This window comes from Rhizobium sp. 862_C5_N1_2 (assembly GCF_051811205.1).
Classification (GTDB): domain Bacteria; phylum Pseudomonadota; class Alphaproteobacteria; order Rhizobiales; family Rhizobiaceae; genus Rhizobium; species Rhizobium leguminosarum.
This window is the reverse complement of sequence record NZ_JBPWPT010000001.1, coordinates 2,486,859-2,505,745: the sequence shown is the minus strand read 5'-3', so window position 1 is coordinate 2,505,745 and position 18,887 is coordinate 2,486,859. Positions and strand designations below refer to the sequence as shown.

Annotated in this window: 22 protein-coding genes and 2 pseudogenes; 9 read left to right on the top strand and 15 right to left on the bottom strand. The window is 61.2% G+C overall.

Annotation, left to right across the window (positions count from 1 at the left end; genetic code table 11):
* Positions 1 to 174 precede the first annotated feature (174 nt).
* Entirely contained in the window at positions 175 to 771 is a 597-nt protein-coding gene (locus ACD590_RS12700) for a demethoxyubiquinone hydroxylase family protein (protein WP_439002680.1), read from the top strand.
* A 56-nt stretch (positions 772 to 827) separates the two neighbouring features.
* Here the strand turns inward: ACD590_RS12700 and ACD590_RS12695 are convergent, their stop codons facing one another.
* Entirely contained in the window at positions 828 to 1,604 is a 777-nt protein-coding gene (locus tag ACD590_RS12695) for a phosphodiester glycosidase family protein (protein WP_439002679.1), read from the bottom strand.
* A gap of 37 nt (positions 1,605 to 1,641) precedes the next feature.
* Positions 1,642 to 2,556, bottom strand: a complete 915-nt coding sequence (gene ubiA, locus ACD590_RS12690; protein ID WP_283185270.1) for a 4-hydroxybenzoate octaprenyltransferase — start codon at positions 2,554 to 2,556, stop codon at positions 1,642 to 1,644.
* 217 nt (positions 2,557 to 2,773) lie between these two features.
* Between ubiA and ACD590_RS12685 the strand changes: the two genes are divergently transcribed.
* Positions 2,774 to 3,157 carry a VOC family protein gene (locus ACD590_RS12685; protein WP_018447160.1) on the top strand — a complete coding sequence of 128 codons (384 nt, stop codon included), beginning with the start codon at positions 2,774 to 2,776 and terminating at the stop codon, positions 3,155 to 3,157.
* 41 nt (positions 3,158 to 3,198) lie between these two features.
* Here the strand turns inward: ACD590_RS12685 and ACD590_RS12680 are convergent, their stop codons facing one another.
* Positions 3,199 to 4,029 carry a class I SAM-dependent methyltransferase gene (locus tag ACD590_RS12680; protein ID WP_439002678.1) on the bottom strand — a complete coding sequence of 277 codons (831 nt, stop codon included), beginning with the start codon at positions 4,027 to 4,029 and terminating at the stop codon, positions 3,199 to 3,201.
* Between the two features lie 132 nt (positions 4,030 to 4,161).
* Here ACD590_RS12680 and ACD590_RS12675 point away from each other — a divergent pair, with 132 nt between their 5' ends.
* Positions 4,162 to 4,752 (top strand): TetR/AcrR family transcriptional regulator, encoded by a 591-nt coding sequence (locus ACD590_RS12675; protein WP_439002677.1) that lies wholly within the window; start codon positions 4,162 to 4,164, stop codon positions 4,750 to 4,752.
* Between the two features lie 96 nt (positions 4,753 to 4,848).
* On the opposite strand, the gene ACD590_RS12670 is transcribed toward ACD590_RS12675, so the two are convergent.
* Positions 4,849 to 5,022, bottom strand: a complete 174-nt coding sequence (locus tag ACD590_RS12670) for a hypothetical protein (RefSeq protein ID WP_018242568.1) — start codon at positions 5,020 to 5,022, stop codon at positions 4,849 to 4,851.
* A 245-nt stretch (positions 5,023 to 5,267) separates the two neighbouring features.
* Positions 5,268 to 6,477 (bottom strand): annotated as a pseudogene (locus ACD590_RS12665) (argininosuccinate synthase).
* 124 nt (positions 6,478 to 6,601) lie between these two features.
* Between ACD590_RS12665 and ACD590_RS12660 the strand changes: the two are divergent.
* A complete protein-coding gene (locus ACD590_RS12660) occupies positions 6,602 to 7,069 on the top strand; it encodes an Lrp/AsnC family transcriptional regulator (RefSeq protein ID WP_166480190.1) in 468 nt (155 codons plus the stop codon).
* A 17-nt stretch (positions 7,070 to 7,086) separates the two neighbouring features.
* On the opposite strand, the gene ACD590_RS12655 is transcribed toward ACD590_RS12660, so the two are convergent.
* Together ACD590_RS12655 and ACD590_RS12650 are read right to left on the bottom strand one after the other, a co-directional pair.
* Positions 7,087 to 7,455 (bottom strand): hypothetical protein, encoded by a 369-nt coding sequence (locus ACD590_RS12655; RefSeq protein WP_018242565.1) that lies wholly within the window; start codon positions 7,453 to 7,455, stop codon positions 7,087 to 7,089.
* Between the two features lie 117 nt (positions 7,456 to 7,572).
* Positions 7,573 to 8,412, bottom strand: a complete 840-nt coding sequence (locus tag ACD590_RS12650; RefSeq protein WP_439002676.1) for an SDR family oxidoreductase — start codon at positions 8,410 to 8,412, stop codon at positions 7,573 to 7,575.
* A 132-nt stretch (positions 8,413 to 8,544) separates the two neighbouring features.
* Here ACD590_RS12650 and ACD590_RS12645 point away from each other — a divergent pair, with 132 nt between their 5' ends.
* The gene (locus ACD590_RS12645; protein WP_439002675.1) at positions 8,545 to 8,922 is read left to right on the top strand and encodes a winged helix-turn-helix transcriptional regulator; all 378 of its coding nucleotides are present in this window, start codon (positions 8,545 to 8,547) and stop codon (positions 8,920 to 8,922) included.
* Positions 8,923 to 9,006: 84 nt separating this feature from the next.
* On the opposite strand, the pseudogene ACD590_RS12640 reads toward ACD590_RS12645, so the two are convergent.
* A pseudogene (locus tag ACD590_RS12640) lies at positions 9,007 to 9,902 on the bottom strand (hypothetical protein).
* Positions 9,903 to 9,964: 62 nt separating this feature from the next.
* Here ACD590_RS12640 and ACD590_RS12635 point away from each other — a divergent pair.
* Positions 9,965 to 10,840, top strand: a complete 876-nt coding sequence (locus ACD590_RS12635; RefSeq protein ID WP_439002674.1) for a bifunctional helix-turn-helix transcriptional regulator/GNAT family N-acetyltransferase — start codon at positions 9,965 to 9,967, stop codon at positions 10,838 to 10,840.
* A 257-nt stretch (positions 10,841 to 11,097) separates the two neighbouring features.
* Here the strand turns inward: ACD590_RS12635 and ACD590_RS12630 are convergent, their stop codons facing one another.
* Positions 11,098 to 12,129: an aldo/keto reductase gene (locus ACD590_RS12630; protein WP_018242560.1), complete on the bottom strand. Its 1,032-nt coding sequence runs from the start codon at positions 12,127 to 12,129 to the stop codon at positions 11,098 to 11,100.
* Between the two features lie 130 nt (positions 12,130 to 12,259).
* Here ACD590_RS12630 and ACD590_RS12625 point away from each other — a divergent pair, with 130 nt between their 5' ends.
* Complete coding sequence (locus ACD590_RS12625) at positions 12,260 to 12,880, top strand: TetR/AcrR family transcriptional regulator (protein WP_018242559.1); 621 nt, start codon at positions 12,260 to 12,262, stop codon at positions 12,878 to 12,880.
* Between the two features lie 69 nt (positions 12,881 to 12,949).
* Here ACD590_RS12625 and ACD590_RS12620 read toward each other — a convergent pair whose 3' ends face one another.
* The gene (locus ACD590_RS12620; RefSeq protein ID WP_018516424.1) at positions 12,950 to 13,603 is read right to left on the bottom strand and encodes an O-methyltransferase; all 654 of its coding nucleotides are present in this window, start codon (positions 13,601 to 13,603) and stop codon (positions 12,950 to 12,952) included.
* A gap of 88 nt (positions 13,604 to 13,691) precedes the next feature.
* Here ACD590_RS12620 and ACD590_RS12615 point away from each other — a divergent pair, with 88 nt between their 5' ends.
* Positions 13,692 to 14,336, top strand: a complete 645-nt coding sequence (locus tag ACD590_RS12615; RefSeq protein WP_018242558.1) for a TetR family transcriptional regulator — start codon at positions 13,692 to 13,694, stop codon at positions 14,334 to 14,336.
* Between the two features lie 160 nt (positions 14,337 to 14,496).
* On the opposite strand, the gene ACD590_RS12610 is transcribed toward ACD590_RS12615, so the two are convergent.
* Together ACD590_RS12610 and ACD590_RS12605 are read right to left on the bottom strand one after the other, a co-directional pair.
* The gene (locus ACD590_RS12610; protein WP_047621227.1) at positions 14,497 to 14,700 is read right to left on the bottom strand and encodes a hypothetical protein; all 204 of its coding nucleotides are present in this window, start codon (positions 14,698 to 14,700) and stop codon (positions 14,497 to 14,499) included.
* A gap of 280 nt (positions 14,701 to 14,980) precedes the next feature.
* A complete protein-coding gene (locus tag ACD590_RS12605; protein WP_439002673.1) occupies positions 14,981 to 15,622 on the bottom strand; it encodes a dihydrofolate reductase family protein in 642 nt (213 codons plus the stop codon).
* An 89-nt stretch (positions 15,623 to 15,711) separates the two neighbouring features.
* Between ACD590_RS12605 and ACD590_RS12600 the strand changes: the two genes are divergently transcribed.
* The gene (locus ACD590_RS12600; RefSeq protein WP_027684032.1) at positions 15,712 to 16,233 is read left to right on the top strand and encodes a winged helix-turn-helix transcriptional regulator; all 522 of its coding nucleotides are present in this window, start codon (positions 15,712 to 15,714) and stop codon (positions 16,231 to 16,233) included.
* 25 nt (positions 16,234 to 16,258) lie between these two features.
* On the opposite strand, the gene ACD590_RS12595 is transcribed toward ACD590_RS12600, so the two are convergent.
* Genes ACD590_RS12595 through ACD590_RS12585 form a run of 3 tightly spaced genes read right to left on the bottom strand, consistent with a single transcriptional unit; the run spans position 16,259 to position 18,881 of the window.
* Positions 16,259 to 17,062 carry an ABC transporter permease gene (locus tag ACD590_RS12595; protein ID WP_439002672.1) on the bottom strand — a complete coding sequence of 268 codons (804 nt, stop codon included), beginning with the start codon at positions 17,060 to 17,062 and terminating at the stop codon, positions 16,259 to 16,261.
* A gap of 2 nt (positions 17,063 to 17,064) precedes the next feature.
* Positions 17,065 to 17,865 (bottom strand): ABC transporter permease, encoded by an 801-nt coding sequence (locus ACD590_RS12590; protein ID WP_439002671.1) that lies wholly within the window; start codon positions 17,863 to 17,865, stop codon positions 17,065 to 17,067.
* Entirely contained in the window at positions 17,862 to 18,881 is a 1,020-nt protein-coding gene (locus ACD590_RS12585; protein ID WP_439002670.1) for an ABC transporter ATP-binding protein, read from the bottom strand. The genes ACD590_RS12590 and ACD590_RS12585 overlap by 4 nt, the downstream gene beginning before the upstream one ends.
* Between the last annotated feature and the right edge of the window lie 6 nt (positions 18,882 to 18,887).

The window sequence follows — 18,887 nt, the reverse complement described above, 5'->3', positions numbered from 1 at the left end:
CGCCATTCCGTAGCGAAGGCGCATGCCGACGAAATCGCCCATTTTGCCGCGGCAGACTGAGCAGGCCGGCGCCGAAAGCGTACGGGATCGTCACTTTATCGGTCGCCGCACCCTTGACGACCGCGGCGAGCGTCCGGCCTATTTGCCGGCAAGGAACCGAGGAGCAGGGTGGCCATGATCAATACGTCGAGCAGGTCGGGCGTGCGCGACCGCGACGTCACCATCCGTCGCATTCTCAAGGTCAACCATGCGGGCGAGTTCGGCGCTATCAGGATCTATGGCGCCCAGATCCTGGTGGCCCGGCGGCTGTTCCCCGACATCGTGCCGATGCTTGAAGAGATGCGTAAGGACGAGATCGACCATTGCCGCCTGTTTCGCGAGGCCATGCCTGCAAGGGGTGCCAAGCCTTGTCGCGTCATGTCATTCTGGAGCCTCGGCGGTTCTGTGCTCGGCCTCCTGACGGCGCTTAGTGGGCGCAACATGATCTGGATCTGTACCGAGGCGGTCGAAAGCACGGTCCACCGCCATCTCGAAGACCAATTGGCTTTCCTTCAAAAGCGCGATCCCGAGCTTCATGGCCTCATCGGGTCAATTCAGGAACAGGAACTGGCGCACCTCACGAAGGCCGAAAACAGCCAGACAAGGCGGGGCTTGAGCCACGCGCTGTTCCTGCCCGTCGTTGGTGCCCTTACCGACGTGATGATCTGGCTCTCGACTTGGGGAGACTCGAGCTGGATGCGCGCCGAAATGGCGCGTGTGAGGAGAGGCTAGTCTCGCCGTGCAAACGACGATTGCTGCTGTCGGGCCTTTGGCCAAATGCGAGTGCGCTACTCGATAAGCCCGAAGATAGGGCCGTAGCCGCCGTGCCAGGACCAGTCGTTGCGGCCCATTGCCGGATTGTAAAGTCCGACGCCTCGTCCGCCATCGAGAAACAAGGCGTCTGCGCATTTCAAATGATCGCGGAAGAGGCGTGCAAAATCATGGAAATTCACTCCGTCTTCGCTGATCGCGAAACGAACCGCGCCGCGCTCGCAGGTTCCGACACCGCTGCGGCGGGTCCGGTCTGTCGAGCCGACGATGAAGATCGGGTTCAGCTTGTTGGCGATGACAAGCATCGGACCGGACTGGGTGGCGAACCGCGCATTGGGCCGGCGTTTCAGAAATTCATCGGTCGGGAGTATCCCGGCGCTTGCCTCTCCCAGAAAGAACACGCCGTTCGGCTTCTTATAGAAATTCGGCACCTGACCGGCTGAGCTTTCGGCCTCTGTCATATTGGCGGGGTTCAATTCCCTGCTGTTCTCGACATAAAGTCCTATCGGCGAAAAATCCGTCCGGTACATACCGGCGTTAACGGCAAAAGTCAGCGTTCGCCCCTTGACGCGAACGGCTTCGGCTAGGCTTGAAAAAGCGCGGTATGGCGCGCCATCAGCATTCTTCCAGAACAATCGCAGGTCGGCCTTGCCCGGTTCCAGAGTGCAGACAACGTATTTCGCCTCTTCGAAGCTTTCCTGCTCGCATGGTTGCGCATGCGCCTGATGCAGGGATGTCATCGTTGCTGTCAGCATGATGGCCGCGGCGAGCACGCTGTGTTTGAGATAGGTCATCGGTGCCGCGTCCAATCTTTCAAATCCATCAAGCCGCTTACCATGTTCCAGTGAATGCCGTGCAGGCGAGCAGCACCCCCGTCAGGATGTTCGCCAGGAACAGGCGATAATTCATGTCTGGGCGGGCAAGATCGATCCGCCGGGTCTGCCAGGCAAGATGGACGGCGATCACCAGCATTCCGACAGTATAAGGCGGCGACATTTCCAACAGCCAGCCCCCGAGCGACCACGCGCCGACCGCCAGAGCATAGAACAGGCCGATAAAGGTCTTGCCGTGCCGGCCGAACAGAATTGCCGTCGATTTCAGGCCAAGACGGGTGTCATCCTTTAGATCGACATAGGCATAGATCGTATCATAGCCGATCTGCCAGGCGATGGCCCCGGCCCACATCAGCACGGCGCCGACCGGGATATGTCCGGCAGCCTCGGCCCATGCCATCAGCATCCCCCAATTGAACGCCGCCCCCAGGACGGCCTGCGGCCAGTAGGTGAAGCGCTTGCAGAGCGGATAGACAAAGACGAGCGGCAGCACATATATCGCGATGAGGCGGGTGTAAGGCGTCAGGAAAAACAGAAGCGAAGCCGCCAGTGCGAGTTCAACGGTCAGGAAGATAAAGGCCGGCAGCGTGGCGATCTCTCCGCTTGCCAAGGGCCGAAAGCGGGTCCGCTCGACATGGCCGTCAAACTTCCGATCAGCGATGTCGTTGACCGTGGAACCGGCGCTTCTCATCAGAAGAGCGCCGAGAGAGAAGATCGCCAATTGCCTGAGGTCCGGGAGACCGTGGGATGCCTGGATAAGGGCGGCCCAGCACGGGAAGAGCGTCAGCCATATTCCGACCGGGCGATCCAGCCGCGCCAACCGCGTATATGGCCGCCATGCGGCCGGCAGCCGGCGATCCACCCAGTCGCCACGGTGGATATCGCTGAGATCGGGGCGGCTCAGAGTCGTCATGATGTGATCCAAATTTCCTGTCGCAAATAGCCGTGAAGCCTCAGGTTTTAGTCGCCATCGGCGTTGCCCAGAATAGAAATTTTTGCAGCTACGGCAATAACCGTCCGTTTGCGATTGGTCGCTGACCTTCTGCGGAAAACGCGGCTATATGTTCTTGTTGTGTTCACATGCTTGCGATATGAATTCTCCCGATCTTGGAGCAGCGAAAGGGAAGATCATGAGTGTCTACGCAACCGTCGGCGCAATCGATTCCGTCAAATCGAATGGCTTCTATGATGCGAGCTTGGCAACGATCGGATGGAGCAAACATCGAGAGTTTCCCGGATGGAGCGCCTATTCCGAAGGCGGGAAGGGTGAAGGTTTCGTTCTATGGGTTTGCAAGCCGTTCGACGGCGAACCGGCGAGCGCCGGAAATGGCTCGATGGTTGGTTTCATGGCCAAGTCCCGCGCCGAGGTGGACGCTTTTTACGACGCTGCCATGACCAACGGCGGAACGGACGAGGGCGCGCCTGGTCTACGTCCGCACTACGGACCGAACTGGTATTCCGCTTACCTGCGTGACCCCGCCGGAAACAAGATTGCTGTCGTCTACGACGGCTGAGGCCAGCTCGATTGCCGTAACTCGACATCTCGGGGATTTCCCTATTTCCCGGCGAATATGACGTGGGGACCGGCGCCGCGATCCGGCGCATCCCTGGGGAGGCCGAAGAAGCGTTTTGCCATTTCGGTCGGGCCGACATCCTCCAGGGATGTGAAGCCCAAGCTCAGCAGTCGGTTCGCAAGGTCCTCGGGATCGAAGTGCGTCAGCCATGGCTCGCCGACCGCGGCCGTGCGCGCTCCCATTTCCGCGGCGCGGGCACGGCGTTCGGGCGAATAGTTTTCGAGGGGTTCGCTATAGTCGAAGACGATGGATGCGCTCGGCAGGCCGACGACGAAGCGTAGCAAGGCAAAGACTGACGCCTCCCTGAGATAGGGCACGACGCCAAGCCAGATGAAGAAGGACCGCGTCTCGGGCTCGAGGCCGGAATCGATGAGACGCGCTTTCAAATCCTCATGTTCGAAATCGACAGGAACGAATGTTGGTAGGCTCTGCGTCAGTCCGGTCTCGTCAAGCCGCATCTGCTTCCAGCTTTGCGTGGCGGGATGATCGACTTCGAAGACCTTCAGGCCGGCATGGGGATTGCGCAGCGCAAAGGTGTCGAGCCCGGCGCCGAGGATGACGGCTTGCCTGACGCCCCTTGCAAAGGAGAGGGCAAGGCAATCTTCGGCATATCGGCTTCGCGCCGCCATAAACAGGCGAAAGGATCGTGTGGAGGGGTCCTGGGCTTTCAGGTCTGCTTCTGCGCAGGCCACCTCGCCGAGGATGCGGCGGGCATAGGGGTCTAAGAAGATGGCGCCGCCATCCACGCTCTGGTGCGCTGCTCGATAGGCTGCCGCACCCATCGCAGTGCGGCTTGGTTCCGATGCTCGCATGAAAGCCTCTTTCTCTGTAAATCTGCTGCTGGCGCGGGCAGGAAGCTTGCCGGAACCCGAACCGCGGCGGATACCTTGTCATCGCGGGAAGGCTAGGGTATGATTTTAACGATGTAAAGATTAGATCGAGACATGGCCACGCACGACGGATCGACCCGCTACCATCATGGCAACCTACGCCCCACGCTGCTGTCCGTGGCGAGGGCGCTACTGGAGGAGGCAGGCCCGGCTGCGCTGAGCATGCGGGAGATCGGTCGCCGCGCCGGCGTCTCGGCTCCGGCGGCGTATCACTATTTCAACAGCCTGGATTCCATCGCGGCAGCACTCGCCGAACAAGGGTTTGTCGAACTCAGCGAAAGCATCGATGCCGCCCTAGCCGGTCCTCGGCGCAATTTGCTTGGCGGCGGCATCGCCTATGTCGCCTTTGCCCGCGCGAATCCCGGTCTCTACCGGCTGATGTTCGGGGAGGGTTTTCAGGCCTATTCCAAGGGAAACGAAGCGATACGCGCCCTGCGGATGCAGGTCTACCGGCAGATGAAGGACGACCTGGAAAAGCGCCTGACGCCCGAGGACGTTCCGAACGCCGCGCTCTTTCTCTGGTCTCTGACGCATGGCCTTGCCTTGCTGATGATAGACGGCCAGGTCGAACCCGGCGCCGATCCCGACGCAAAGGTCGAGGATATCCTGAAGCTCGCCGGCATGGGGCTGCCTGCCGCGAGATAAGCTGTCGACGCGCTCGGCTTCATCCATCTCCGCGTGGGCGATCCAGCCAGGATTGCTTCGACCCTATTGTCGACGGCGATGCGGCGACATTAATCCCTACCAGGCGGTACGGGCGGTGCCGAGCGCTGTTGTATGAGAGGATGAGACCTGGGCGACGTGCGCCTTGAGCGACACGACGCAGTTTCCCGGAAAGCTGAGATTGTGCAACGTCAAGTGTTTCAGCAATGTCTCCGCATCGCGCTTTTCGGTTAGCGGAAATGTCACAGTCATGCGAGTTCTCCAACGAATAAACTGAGCATCCGAAAAAATTAATGTCTAAATTCTTGTGCGCCGCAACAAGAAAATTTTAACGATAAAATTAAAATCGATTAGCTTGCCGAGCGGCTTTTTTAAAATCGTTTGAAATTGGATTCGCGCTTCTCCGTGGATGCCTTGACTGCCCCGGTCAGCCACGAAGGAAGGTGCCGTAAATGTGGGCATTAGTCGTGAGCGTTAGTGCACTGAAGATCGAGCGGTCATCTGCCGTTGCGGGCCGCCCAGCTCCTGAGCCGCAAGCCGTTGAGCCTGATGAAACCTTCGGCATCATGATGATCGTAGGCGATGGCGCTTTCCTCGAAGGTGACGAGGTCGGCGGAGTAGAGTGACAAGGGGGAGGTGCGCGAGACGACCGAAGCGCTTCCCTTGTAGAGCCTGAGCGTCACTTCGCCGCTGACGAAGGTTTGGCTTTGGTCGATCAAGGCTTGCAGCATTTCCCGCTCGGGCGCGAACCAGAAGCCGTTATAGATCAGCTCGGCGTAGCGGGGCATGATCTCGTCCTTCAGATGCGCTGCGGCGCGATCGAGCGTGATCGATTCAATGCCGCGATGCGCAGCGAGCAGGATCGTCCCTCCCGGCGTTTCGTAAATTCCCCTCGACTTCATGCCGATGAAACGGTTTTCGACCAGATCGAGCCGCCCGATGCCATGCCTCGCCCAGTCCATTGAGTTCGGTCAGCAATGCGGTCGGTGTCATGGACTTGCCGTTCACCGAAACCGGATCGCCCCTCTCGAAACTGATGGTGATGATCTCGGGCGTGTCGGGAGCGTCGACGGGATCGACCGTGCGCTGATAGATATGATCGGGCGCGACCTCCGCCGGATTTTCGAGAATCTTGCCCTCGGTCGAGGTATGCAGCAGGTTGGCGTCGATCGAAAACGGCGCCTCGCCGCGCTTGTCGCTCGGCACCGGGATATGATGCTTCTCGGCATATTCCAGAAGCTGCATGCGGGAGCGGATGTTCCATTGGCGCCATGGAGCAATGATCTTAATCGACGGGTCGAGCGCATTGACGGCCAGCTCGAACCGGACCTGATCATTGCCCTTGCCTGTCGCACCGTGGGCAACTGCATGCGCGCCAACCTCCCGGGCTATGCCGACCAGATGCTTGGCAATTAGCGGCCGTGCGATGGAACTGCCCAGCAGATATTGCCCCTCATAGAGCGCGTTCGCCCGCAGCATTGGAAAGACGAAATCGCTGACGAACTCCTCACGCAGATCAACGATACGGATGTCCTTGACCCCTGACATCTCCGCTTTGGCGCGTGCCGGCTCGAGCTCCTCGCCCTGGCCGAGATCGGCGGTGAAAGTCACCACCTCGCATCCGTAGGTTTCCTGCAACCATTTGAGGATGATCGAGGTATCCAGGCCGCCCGAATAAGAAAGCACAATTTTATCTATCTTCGTCATTTACCCATCTCCATCTCAATGGTGGAACGATAGGCCAAGTCCTGCGCAATGAGCTTGCGAAGCATCCGTAAAATTGCGAAAGTTTGGCATATTATGCCATTGCTGAATCAATCGGAGCTATAAAATGCCAGTCATCATGGACCCGATCGATCGTCATATCCTGCGCGTAGTTCAGCGTGACGGGCGTATTTCGAACGTCGATCTGGCGAAGGAGGTAGGCCTATCGCCGTCACCGTGCCTGCGCCGCGTCCGGCTGCTGGAAGAGGCCGGAATCATTGATCGCTACGTTGCCGTGCTGGACCCTGCAAAGGTCGGGGCGGGGCTGACGGTTTTTGCCCGCGTCTGGTTCAAGACCCAGGACGCCGAGGTCACGCTCCGCTTCGCCGAAGCCGTCAGGCGGTTTCCCGAGGTGATGGAATGCTACCTGACGACAGGGGAATGCGATGCCGTGCTTCGGATCGTCACCGCCGATCTGCACAGCTACTGGCGTTTTCAGGCCGATCACCTGACGCGCATCCCGAGCGTCCTCAGCGTCAAGACCGACGTGCCGATGGAAACGCTGAAGCGAAGCTTCGAGCTGCCGTTGGGATAGGCGTCGTGGCTCGATCCCTATCCTAGGGGAGAGGCGTTCCGGTTCCTTGCCAGCCAGGCGAGGCCGGTGACCAGGAGCAGGATCATCACGGCATGGGTGATGTAATCGAGCGTGGTTCGCGGGCCGACGCCGACGGCGATGGTGAAGGCGCCGACGAGGGTGCCGAGGAGGGCGAAGGACTGGGCCGAGATCGCAGCCGTGCGGCTCCACGGTCGGTCAAGGCTGAGCGAGATCAGGCCGAGAAGGAGGACGGCCGATATCACCGCTTCAGCAATCATCGCCTGTCGGTGTTCGTGGCCTTCGAGGACGAACCCGGCATGGGTGAGCGAGGCAGTGGCATAAAGACAGATTTCGATCAGGAAGAGGATCGCGAGGGCTGAACGCATGGCATGGCTCCCTGAGGGATGTCGCCTGGGGCGGCTGCAGCGGCGATTGCCGGACTTCCGTTTATCATTGCATGGAGGGCAGACGGCGGACACCGCCGCCTGCGACTTTGTTTGCAATTACGCCTTCAATGCTGCGGCATAATCTGCCGCGTAAGTCTTCAACGAACGCGGTACCTTGCCCGTCAGCGTCTCGACATCGCCGGTCACGACGGCCGTCCAGCCTTGGCGAACCGGATAGAAGATTGAAGCGAGGAAGCTCGCATAGTCGGCCGGTACACCAGCGCCGGTGAGAATGCCGATGAAGGTGTCGTCCGTGATGGCGTTGTAAGCGATCGGCTTGCCGATGACCGCGGAAAGGATGGCGGCGGCCTCAGCATAGGACAGGGCTTCCGGCCCGGTCAGGTTGAACGCCTTGCCGTCGAAGGCCGCGGAGGTAAGGGCGGCCACGGCGCTTGCCGCGATGTCGCGGGCGTCGATGAAGCCGGACTTACCCTCGGCGGCCGGAAGCGCGATCTGGCCATGGTCGATGCCGGCCTTCCAGAAGGTGTGAAAATTGTCGGCGAACCAGTTCGGGCGCAGGATGACGTAAGGTGTGCCTGATCTTTCCAGGGCGATCTCGACCTGGCGATAGGGAATGGAGTCGTCGGCGTCGACGCCGAAAACGCTCTGGAACACGACCTTTACCTTGCGGCTAGCGGCCGCTTCGATGATGGGCAGCAGCAGACCCTTGGCATCGACATAACCGGAAGGCAGAAGCACATGGGCGCGGTCGACGCCCTCGAAGGCTGGGCCATGGGTTTCCGGCTTGCCATGGTCGAAGATGACGCCCTCGGCGCCCGCCACGGGCTTGCCCGTGCGGGAAGCGGCCTTGACGGCCTCGCCCTTCGCCAGAAGCCCATCCACCAGATGTTTGCCGACGGTGCCTGTCGCGCCGAGAACAAGAATCTTGCTGCTCATGTCACTCTCCTTGGTATCTATTGGAAACTATCTTTCCATAGGTTAGATACAGGGAAATTCGGATTAGAAAAGAGAGCACTTTTTTTCTCACATGGTTTCCTCCGGGAAACCGCACCGGGAAGGAAAGAACAGATGACGGCGATGCAACAGGCCTACAATGTCTATGAGGACCGCTGCCCGACGCGGCTGGTGCTGGATCGGCTGGCGGATAAATGGGCGCTGCTCATTCTCGACCGGCTGGAAGCCGGGCCGGTGCGTTTCAACCACATCCGCCGCGACATCAAGGGCATATCGCAGAAGGTTCTTGCGCAGACGCTGCGGAAGCTGGAGCGCAACGGGCTGATCTCGCGCACGATCTTCCCGACCGTGCCGGTGACCGTAGAATATGCGCTGACGCCGCTGGGGCGCACGCTGACGAATACCGTTTCCGCCCTTGCCCACTGGGCGGAGAAGAATATGGACGCCATCTTTGCAGCACAGCGTGCCTATGACGAAACGCACCCAGTTTGACAGCTCGGGAAAGGAGCCGCGACGGCGATCTAGACTGCGCGCCGCCGCTCCTGAGTGTCTGGGCCAGAGGGACCGGCGAGAGAATCACTCGACCTGGATATGAATATGGTCGTCGTGGCGGGCGGCGCGGCAGCCTTGAAAGCGGATATGGCTGTCGGTGATCCCAAGCGCGTTCTTCAGATGCGGCTCGATGAAGATCTTTTGCAAGCCGAAGCGCGTCACACCTTTGTTCGTCAACCAGCCGATCGCGGCCGATGTGCGCTGCTCCTCGATCCGATAGGCCGGGAACAGGGGCTGCAGCGCATCGAAGTTCCAGCGGGTGGTGAGCCAGTCGTTGCGCCCTTCGCATGGCAGTTCGTCGCCGGGGGCGGGTTGCTCGAAGGCGAAATAGCCGATCGGAGAGCGAGTGGCGCCATTCAGGAAGGTACCGTCCACGTCCTTGTAATAATAGCGAAGTCGAGCTTTTTCCCGTCGGCATGCGACAGATGCGGCAGCAGCGGAAAGCCTCTCACGAAGGGGAAATTGGCATCCAGCGCGACCGTGACGGTTCCCGGAAATTCCTTATCCATGTGGGCGGCAAGCGCGTTTGCCAGATCGCGCATGTCCGGGGTGACGTAGTTGCGGTTTAGCAGGCAATAGATCGGGGAGCGGACCATGAGCCTGTCTGCGGCGCCGGCGACGCAGGAGAGGGGAACCCGTCCGAAGATCGGAGCGGCGAGGCTTGCGGCAAGCGTGGCGCTGCCATAGCAAAGCAGGAAGATTGTAAGCTTTGCCGGAAATCGCCGTAGGCCGCAGGCGCGTGAGGCGGCCAGCGCCACGGATAGGCGATGCCGCCGATCTGCGTCAGCAACGTCAGAATGAGAACGATCACGGCGTGGAAAGCAAAACGGAACACGGAAGGGGCGGCCTTGGGAACGTTGCCATTCCCATAGGCGAGGGGATAGTGGCGCGCAAGGCGGATGGCGGGGTGCGCGGCTCATTTGCGCGTCCCTTGGAGTGCTTTGAATTGACAGGATCAATTATCTGACTAAAGTCAGACAATATGACTTGCGATCCTATCTCTCGTGTCCGTCGCTTCAACCGTGCCGTCACCTCCGAAGTCGGCGCTCTCGATACGTCTTTCCTCGGACGCGGCCGTCCGCTGGGTGCTGCCCGCGTCCTCAATTCGATCGGCCGGGGGCAATCGGATGTTGCGGTGATCCGCGATTATCTCGGTCTCGACTCCGGCTTGATGAGCCGTCTGCTGCGCAGTCTGGAAGAGGAGGGTCTCATCGAGACGATGCCGAACCCTCAGGACGCGCGTCGCCGCGTTGCCAGGCTGACCGAAACCGGCCATTCCGAGTTTCGGGCTTATGAAGCGCTTTCCAATGCGCAGGCGAAAGCATTTCTGGCGCGCCATCGCCGCCCGGACGAATTGCTGCGCGCCATGGATATCGTCGCTTCCTCGCTGAGACGTGAGCAGATCGTGCTCGAGGAGAAAGACGCTCGGCACGAGGACGCCAGCTATTGTCTTAACGAATACTACGGCGAACTTGCACGCCGCTTCGAGAAGGGTTTCGATGTAGCGTTTTCTCGCGATCCCGACGCCAAGGATATGATCCGTCCGCACGGTGCGTTCCTGGTCGCCATCTCGGATGGCCTGCCGATCGGCTGTGTCGGGCTGAAGGGCAATGGCGGTGAAGTCGCGGAGATCAAAAGGCTCTGGGTCGCCCCATCCGCGCGTGGCCTTGGGCTCGCAACGCGCCTTATGACGGCCGCCGAGAACATCGCCCGCGAGCTGTCCATCAAGCTCCTGCGTCTGGATACGAATAGCGCTCTGCCCGAGGCAACACGGCTTTATCGCGGAACTGGCTGGAGCGAGATCGACCGTTTCAATGATGACCCATACCCGGACACGTTCTTTGAAAAACGCCTTTAAGCGAAGGTCGCTTTGTGCTGCCAAAATGTTGATCGTGCGAACGTCCGAGTTTTTGGCCCTTCGGCAATTTGAAACGGAACACCAGTCAAGGTGATAGCAGATGTTCCCCATTCTCCTCCCTCCTTCCTGTGGCGAGCACAGGAAGGAGGGAGGAAGGCGCCGCCTGGCCCTTCGCATGGCTCAGGGCGCTCGGCCCTGCAATCGATTCACTGGATCGATCGCTCCTGCTTCGCAGGACCGGGCCTCACCCCTGAGAATCAGGCAGCGAAGCGCTCGGCGGGCGGGCGGCGGCGCAGGTTCGGCTGTGTCACCGCAGGCGGGTTGTAGGCTGCCTCCAGCGGGCCGGTGTCGGTGCCGGGCGGGACGATCGCGTCGATCCGGTCGAGGATTTCGTCCGTCAGGCTCACCCCGGCGCCGGCAAGCAGATCGTCAAAGTGCTCCATCGTGCGCGGGCCGATGATTGCCGAGGTGACGGCGGGATGGGCGATAGCGAAGGCCATCGCCATGTGTGCCAGCGAAAGCCCTGCCTGCTGCGCGAGCGGGATGAGCCGTTCGACCGCGTCCAGCCGGCGCTCGTCGTTCATCTGCCTGGGGAAGCGTTTGGCGCGGGCGCTGTCGGGTTGCGGTGCACCCTTGCGATACTTGCCGGTGAGCATGCCCATCGCCAGCGGGCTCCACACCATCGCACCCATTCCGTAACGCTCGCAGGCGGGCAGAACCTCGCGTTCGATACCGCGGTTGAGGATCGAATAGGGCGGCTGCTCGACGCGGAAGCGGGCCAGCCCGCGGCGCTCGGAAACCCATTGCGCCTCGACGATTTCCGAAACGGGAAAGGTCGACGATCCCAGCGCCCGCACCTTTCCCGCCCGCATGAGGTCGGTAAGGGCGGATAGCGTCTCCTCGATGTCGGTATCGGGCGCTGGCCGGTGGATCAGGTAGAGATCGATATGGTCGGTCTGCAGGCGGCGCAGCGTCTCCTCGACCGCCCGCGTCAGCCAGCGGCGGGAGTTGCCCTGGCGGTTTGGGTCGTCGCCCATCGGCAGATGCGCCTTGGTGGCGAGCACGACGTCGTCGCGCCGGCCCTTGAGCGCCTTGCCGACGATCTCCTCGGATTCGCCGCGGCTGTAGATATCGGCGGTGTCGATGAAGTTTATGCCGGCATCGAGCGCCTTGTGGATGATCCGGATCGAATCCTCGTGGTCGGGATTGCCAGCAGCGCCGAACATCATCGCGCCGAGGCAATAGGGGCTGACCTTGATGCCGGTTCTTCCAAGCGTGCGGTATTGCATGGTCTGTTCCTTTTATTGGGGAGGCGGACTTCGTGCGCGTCGATGTGGCCAACACCGTCACGCCATGTTACATAAGCGGAACCGCATTCCGTTTATATACGGAACAATGTTCCGTTTCGCAAGTGAGTGAATGATGAGCGACGAGAGAAAAGAGCAGGAGGACGGCCGGCGAGCTGGGGAAAGAGCGGAGAAGCCCGTGCGCGCCGACGCCAAACGCAATCTCGACGGACTGCTTCAGGCGGCAATGACGGTATTTGCGAGTTCTGGCGTCGACGCCCCAGTGCGCGAGATTGCGGAGAAGGCCGGCGTCGGCATCGGCACCGTCTACCGGCATTTTCCCGAGCGTTCCGATCTTGTCGTCGCTGTCTTCCGCCGCGAAATCGATGCCTGCGCCGACGCCGCGCCGATCCTTGCAGCCGAACATGCGCCGGGCGAGGCACTGGCCAGATGGATGCAGCGGTTCGTGGATTTCATCGCGGCCAAGCGCGGGCTTGCGGCGGCCCTGCACTCCGGCAACCCGGCCTTCGATCCCTTGCCCGCCTACTTCCAGCAGCGACTGCATCCCGCCCTTCGTTCGCTTCTCGACGCCGCCGCTGCCGCCGGCGAGGTGCGCACCGATATCGCTGCCGAGGATCTTCTGAATGCGGCTGCGAGCCTCAGCATGCACGCCTACGCCCAAGGGCCTGAACATGCCCGGCGCATGGTTTCCCTGCTGGTCGACGGGCTGCGCTACGGCGCGGTTCCGAGATGAAGATGCGCCGATGAAACGGGCTGTCGCCCGCCGCCGCTATGCTTTGGGGCGGGCGACAGCCTGGGATCATCAGGTCCGCATCGACAGCTCAATATCTTCTTCGAATGGCGTCGAGAGGTAGCCGGCTGCGGGCGAGCGTACGCGGGCGAGGTATTCCGGGCAGAGGTCGGCATTGTCGGCGACGATAAGGGCGCCTGGCCTCAGGCGGTCTTCGACCAGTTCCAGGATATCGCGATAGAGCGCCTTGGCGCCATCGAGGAAGAGCAGGTCGATCGTCTCCGGGAGATCGGTGCTCAGGGTCTTAAGGGCATCGCCTTCGCGGATCTCGACGAGGTCGATGAGGCCGCCGGCCGTCAGGTTGGCGCGGGCGCGGACCAGCTTCGACGGCTCGAACTCGCTGGTGATCAGCCGGCCGCCGCCATTGTCGCGCAGCGCGGCTGCGAGATGGAGGGTCGAGATGCCGAAGGATGTGCCGAATTCGACGATCGTACGTGCGCGGCTGCTTCGCGCCAGCATGTAGAGCAGCGCGCCGGCCTCCCTGGAGACGGGAAGCCAGAGATCCCTGAGGCGCCCGTAAAGGTCGAGATATTCGGTCTTGCTGCCGATCAGGCGCATTCGCTCATCACCTGACAGGGCCGACATTGCCGGGCTCGTCGCCGTGGCGGCCTCTTCGAATAGGCCATCGAGCAGGGGCGCCAGCGGGGCGGTGGTCAGTGTCGTCATGTCATATCTCCTTGGTGACAGGATCTTGTGTGGAGTGAAAAATACGAGTAATTCGTCGCATCTGCTATTCGCATTGCGGAGCGCTGCCATGACCGATCGCCCAAGAGCCCGGATTTCCTCGCGAAAACAGCCCAAGCAGGCCCGCTCGGCGGAACTCGTGGCGGCGATCCTGGATGCCGCTGCTCAGGTTTTGGCGCGGGAAGGCGCGCAACGCTTCACCACGGCGCGGGTGGCCGAAAGGGCGGGCGTCAGCATCGGATCGCTCTACCAGTATTTCCCCAACAAGGCGGCGATCCTCTTCCGGCTGCAGAGCGACGAATGGCGGCAGACAACGGACATGCTCGGCGGCATCCTCGCCGATGCGCAAAGGCCGCCGCTCGAACGGCTGCGCCGCCTCGTCCATGCCTTCCTCCGCTCGGAGTGCGAGGAGGCGGCGATGCGCGTGGCGCTCCATGACGCAGCACCCCTTTATCGCGATGCGCCGGAGGCGCAGGCGGCGAGGGCATCGGGGGACCGCATCGTCGAGCTATTCATGCAGGAGGCTTTACCCTACGCGCCGGAGGCGACCCGGACCCTTGCCGGCGACCTGATCACCACGACGCTCGGCACGGTGGGCAAGCAGTTCTCGGAGGCACCCCGAAGCGCTGCCGAGATCGACGCCTATGCCGACGCCATGGCCGATATGTTCTGTGCCTACCTCGAACAGCTTGGGGCTGGCCGGGACGGGGCATGATGTTCCGGCTGCGCTCCATTGGGCCCGGTGCTCCCAACACCCTGGCACTCCGGGGGGCGCTGGCGCGAGGTGGCGGTGTGAGGGGATGGCAAGCGAAAGCGCTGCATTCCAGCGCCTGTCATCGCAGAATGCTATGGTGCCTCAATGGATGGAGTAGGTCCTACTGGTGGTCCAGTTGCTTCGACAGCGCGGCAAAAAGCCTGTCGCAGTCGGTGTTCATCTGGACGAGATCGACGGCGACGGTGATGGCGTGGCGTCCTTCGATGCTGTCGATGTCGAGCTTCCTCTCGCAGCACCATTGCCGAACGGCATCGGTGACGATGGTTATTTCATCATCATTGAGCGAGATGAGCGACAGGAGCATCTTCGTACCCTCCATGAAGCGGCAAGAGCACCTATGGTCTCTCAAGCGGTCGTGTCGATGTTCCGATGGCGTTTACTCTACGCTCATTCCGCGGCAATACCACGGCCATTTTGACACGGCTTGGTGACAGCCGAACGATCCCGGCAGGCGGCCGTGAGCGGGTCACCTGCCAGGATTATTTGATCTTCTGCAATGGGATTTTCGTCTTGATGTTGCGGACGCCTTCGATGCGGCCGAGGTATTCCATCTGGACGCGCCTAGGATACCGACCGGGGCGCGTTTATTTCGCGAGCACGATATGCGTGGCGTGTTCGGTTGCGACATGCTCGGCAACGCGGAAGCCGAGGGCCGGGAGGTCGATGCCCGTGAACATCGCTTCGCCCTTGCCGAGGACGACCGGCGAGATGGCGAAATGCAATTCGTCGATCAGGCCAGCCTGCAGATATTGGCGGACGGTGCTGACGCCGCCACCGATTTTCACGTCCTTGTCGCCGGCCGCAGCCACCGCCTTGTCAAGCGCTTCCTCGATGCCGCCGGTGACGAAGTGAAACGTCGTGCCGCCCTCCATGGCGATCGGTTCGCGGGGATAATGCGTCAGGATATAGGTCGGCGCGTGATAGGGCGGGTTCGGTCCCCACCAGCCTTTCCAGGCGTCATCCGGCCACTCGCCGCGGATGGGGCCGAACATGTTGCGCCCGAGAATGAAGGCGCCGAAATTGGCCATGCCCCGAGCCGCATAATCCTCGTCAACGCCTTCGGAACCGCCGTCCTTTCCGATCATGGCGCGAAAGGTGCGGGTGCGGAAAAACCATTCGAACATCTCCGTCCCCCGCTTGCCCAGCGGATCGCTCATGCTTTGCTCCGGCCCGGCGCCGAAACCATCTACGGAAAGGGAAAATGCTGCGACACGAACCTTGGGCATGCTCTCCTCCATATGATTGCAATTTGAAACTGGTTGCGTTGTCGCATAAGTGCTCCTATATTGCAACCAGTTTTTGAAAGGAGAATATCGTGGATATCGAACTGCGGTCGGGTTGCCCGATCAACCTGACGATGGAAGTGCTGGGCGACCGGTGGAGCCTCATCATCATCAGGGACATCATGTTTGGCAATCGCCGCCATTTCCGCGATCTTCTGACTCATTCGGAGGAGGGGATCGCCTCCAACATTCTCGCCGCCAGGCTGAAGCGTCTGCTTTCGCTAGGGTTCATCAGCAAGCGGGACGATCCGAGCCACAGTCAGAAAGCGATCTACAGCCTCCTGGAGCCGGCGATTCAGCTCGTTCCCGTCTTCGCCATGATCGGCGCTTGGGGGCGGCGCCATCTACCTGTGAGCGAGGAACTGAGCATCCGCGCGCAGCTTCTCGAAGAAGGCGGGCCGCCGCTCTGGGACGAGTTCATGGACGATCTCAGGCAGATCCACATCGTCGATCCGATCGGTGGCGCCAACGGAACATGCACCTCGCCCGTGCTGGCGAAGCTGACGGCGGCATTCCTAGAGGTTCGCGCGAGATCATTGTCGCAGGCATCCTGAATATACAGGAAAGCAGTCGGCCCGATCAGCCTCCGGCGCCCTGGTATTTGCCTGTGGCGTAGCGCCAATGAGCGATTGCTATCAACACCCAAATCGGGCCGGCCACAAGAGATGCTGGCCCGGCCCAATCCCCGAGGATCGGGATGGGCTTGCCGAGCAGGGCGCCGACAGGGACGGAACTGGTCAGGGCGAGCGGAACCGCGGTGATGAGGATGGTTTGTATGCCGCCGGGGAAAATGTTGAGCGGGTAGCGCGTCAATTCCCAAAAGCCGAAGAAGATCGAGAAAAGGTGGTTGGAGCGTACCCAGATCAGCGCCGTGGCGCCGATCATGGTAATAAGGGCAGCGGTCAGCAGCGTTGCGCTGATGAGCGCAGCAACGAGGAACGACACGGACCAGACCGACCAGGCGAAGTCGACGGACAGGACCGCCCAGCCCATCAGCACCACCGCGAGGATGACGTGGCCGGTATAGCCGATGTTGAGGCCGGAAAAGACCAGGTAGGCCCAGGGGCTGAAAGGCTTGACCAACAGTGTGTCGAAAGTGCCGAGCCGCACCAGTTCTTCGAGATCGCGCAATTGCACGAAACTCATCGCGGCGCCGAGCGAATAAGCGAGCAGCTGGAAACTAAAGAGCAGGGCAAGCTCCGGCCAGGTCCAGCCGCCGAGCGTGTCGAAGCGGGCGAGCAGGATGCCGATGGTGGCGAAGACGCTGCCATAGGAAAGGATCTGCGCAAGACGGTCGAGCCAGAAGGCGCCGCGATATTCCATCTGGGAGCGGACATGCATCCGGACCAGCAGCGGAAGGACGCGCAGGTGACGAATGAGCACAATCAACCTCCCTGCACGGTGATGCGGCCGGAGGCCCGGCGCCACAGCCAGCTGACGCCGGCAAGGAACAACGCGGCCCAGACAAGGCCCAGGCCGAGATGGAGCCAGACATCGGCGGTAGAAAGCCTGCCGAGATAGACGGCATTGGGATAATAGACCACCCAGGCGAAGGGCAGGTGGCGGGCAATCGCAGCCAGCGGTTCCGGGAAGAACCAGAACGGTATCAGCAGGCCCGAGAACAATTGCAGAAGGGCGCCCAGGATCCAGTCCAGCGAGAAGCTCGTCATCAGCCAGAAGGCGACGAGGCCGAAGAGCGCCGACATCAGGAACAGCAGCGTAAAGGATAGCGCCCAGAAGGCGATGAACATCAGGCCATCGAACAGGCTTGCCGGCGGCAGCATGCCGTAAAACAACGCGGTGAAGGCGACGGTCGGAATGACCTGGGTCATCAGGCGATAAACAAAGCTGCCGCATTCGTTGGCGAAGAGATAGAGCGGATAGGATAAGGGCTTGAGCAGCCAGACCGCGACATCGCCTGTTTTGAGCGACCGGCCGATCTCGCCAATGATCCTTTCGGGGCGGGTTGCGCCCATCACGGCGCCGCCGAGCAGGGCATAGGTCACCATCTGCTGCAGGGAGACCCCGTCGACCACGATTGCGCCGGCGCCGGCATAGGCCGCCTGCCAGATAGCGACACGCGCAAAGACCTGCACGAGTTTGCCGAAGATATTGGCCCATACTTCGTTGCGGTAGGCGAGTTGCGAATGGAAGGAACTGCGCGCGAAGGCGAAATAGGCGCTCATGATGCCCGGGCCTTGGCATTGCTACGCCGGTCGGCGTTGCGGCGCTGGTAGAAGGTGCGGATGACCTCTTCGATGTCGGGCTCGTGCAGCGCCACGTCCTTGAGGTCGCGTCCGCTGCCGACCTCCGACAGGATTGCGACCAGCGAGATGTCTTCTCGCTCGATAAGATAGTTCTTGCGCAAGCCCTCGTCGCTGACGAGAGCCGCTGTGCGCAATGGCAGCGGTCCAGGGTCACTGGCAAATTCGAGTGTCAGCCGCCGGGCAGAGCCCAATGCCGCGCGCAGGCTCTTCAACTCGCCGTCGAAGATGAGCCTGCTGTGATCGACCATGATCAGCCGCGGGCAGATGGTCTCGATGTCCTGCAGGTCATGGGTGGTGAGAATGATGGTGACGCCGCGCTCGCGGTTGATTTCGGCGAGAAAGCGCCGAACCGCATCCTTGGCGACCACATCAAGACCGATGGTCGGTTCGTCCAGAAAGAGGATCTTGGGGTCGTGCAGCAGTGACATCACGATCTCGGCGCGCATGCGCTGACCGAGGCTGAGCTGGCGCACCGCGCGGTCGAGAAAGGGCGTCAAGTCGAGCAATTCGCTGAATCGCCGGAGATTATCCGCATAACGCGCGACGGGAATATCATAGATGCGCTGGTGCAAGGTAAAACTGTCTACCAACGGCAGATCCCACCACAGCTGGCTGCGTTGGCCGAAGACAACGCCGATCTCGCGCGCATTGTCCATCCGCTTGAGATGCGGCGTCCGGCCGAGCACCGAGAGCGTGCCGGCGCTCGGCACCAGGATGCCGGTCATCATCTTGATCATCGTGGATTTGCCAGCGCCATTGGGGCCGAGATAGCCAACGGCTTCGCCCGCCGCGATGTCGAAACCGATGTTGGAAACGGCCAGGACTTCCGTATATTCGTTGGTCACCAACGTTTTCAGCGCGCCCAGCAAGCCCGGAAATCGCTTGTGCTGCCGGAAGCGTTTGCTGACGCCCCGTGCCTCGATCAAAGCCGTCATGTGTAT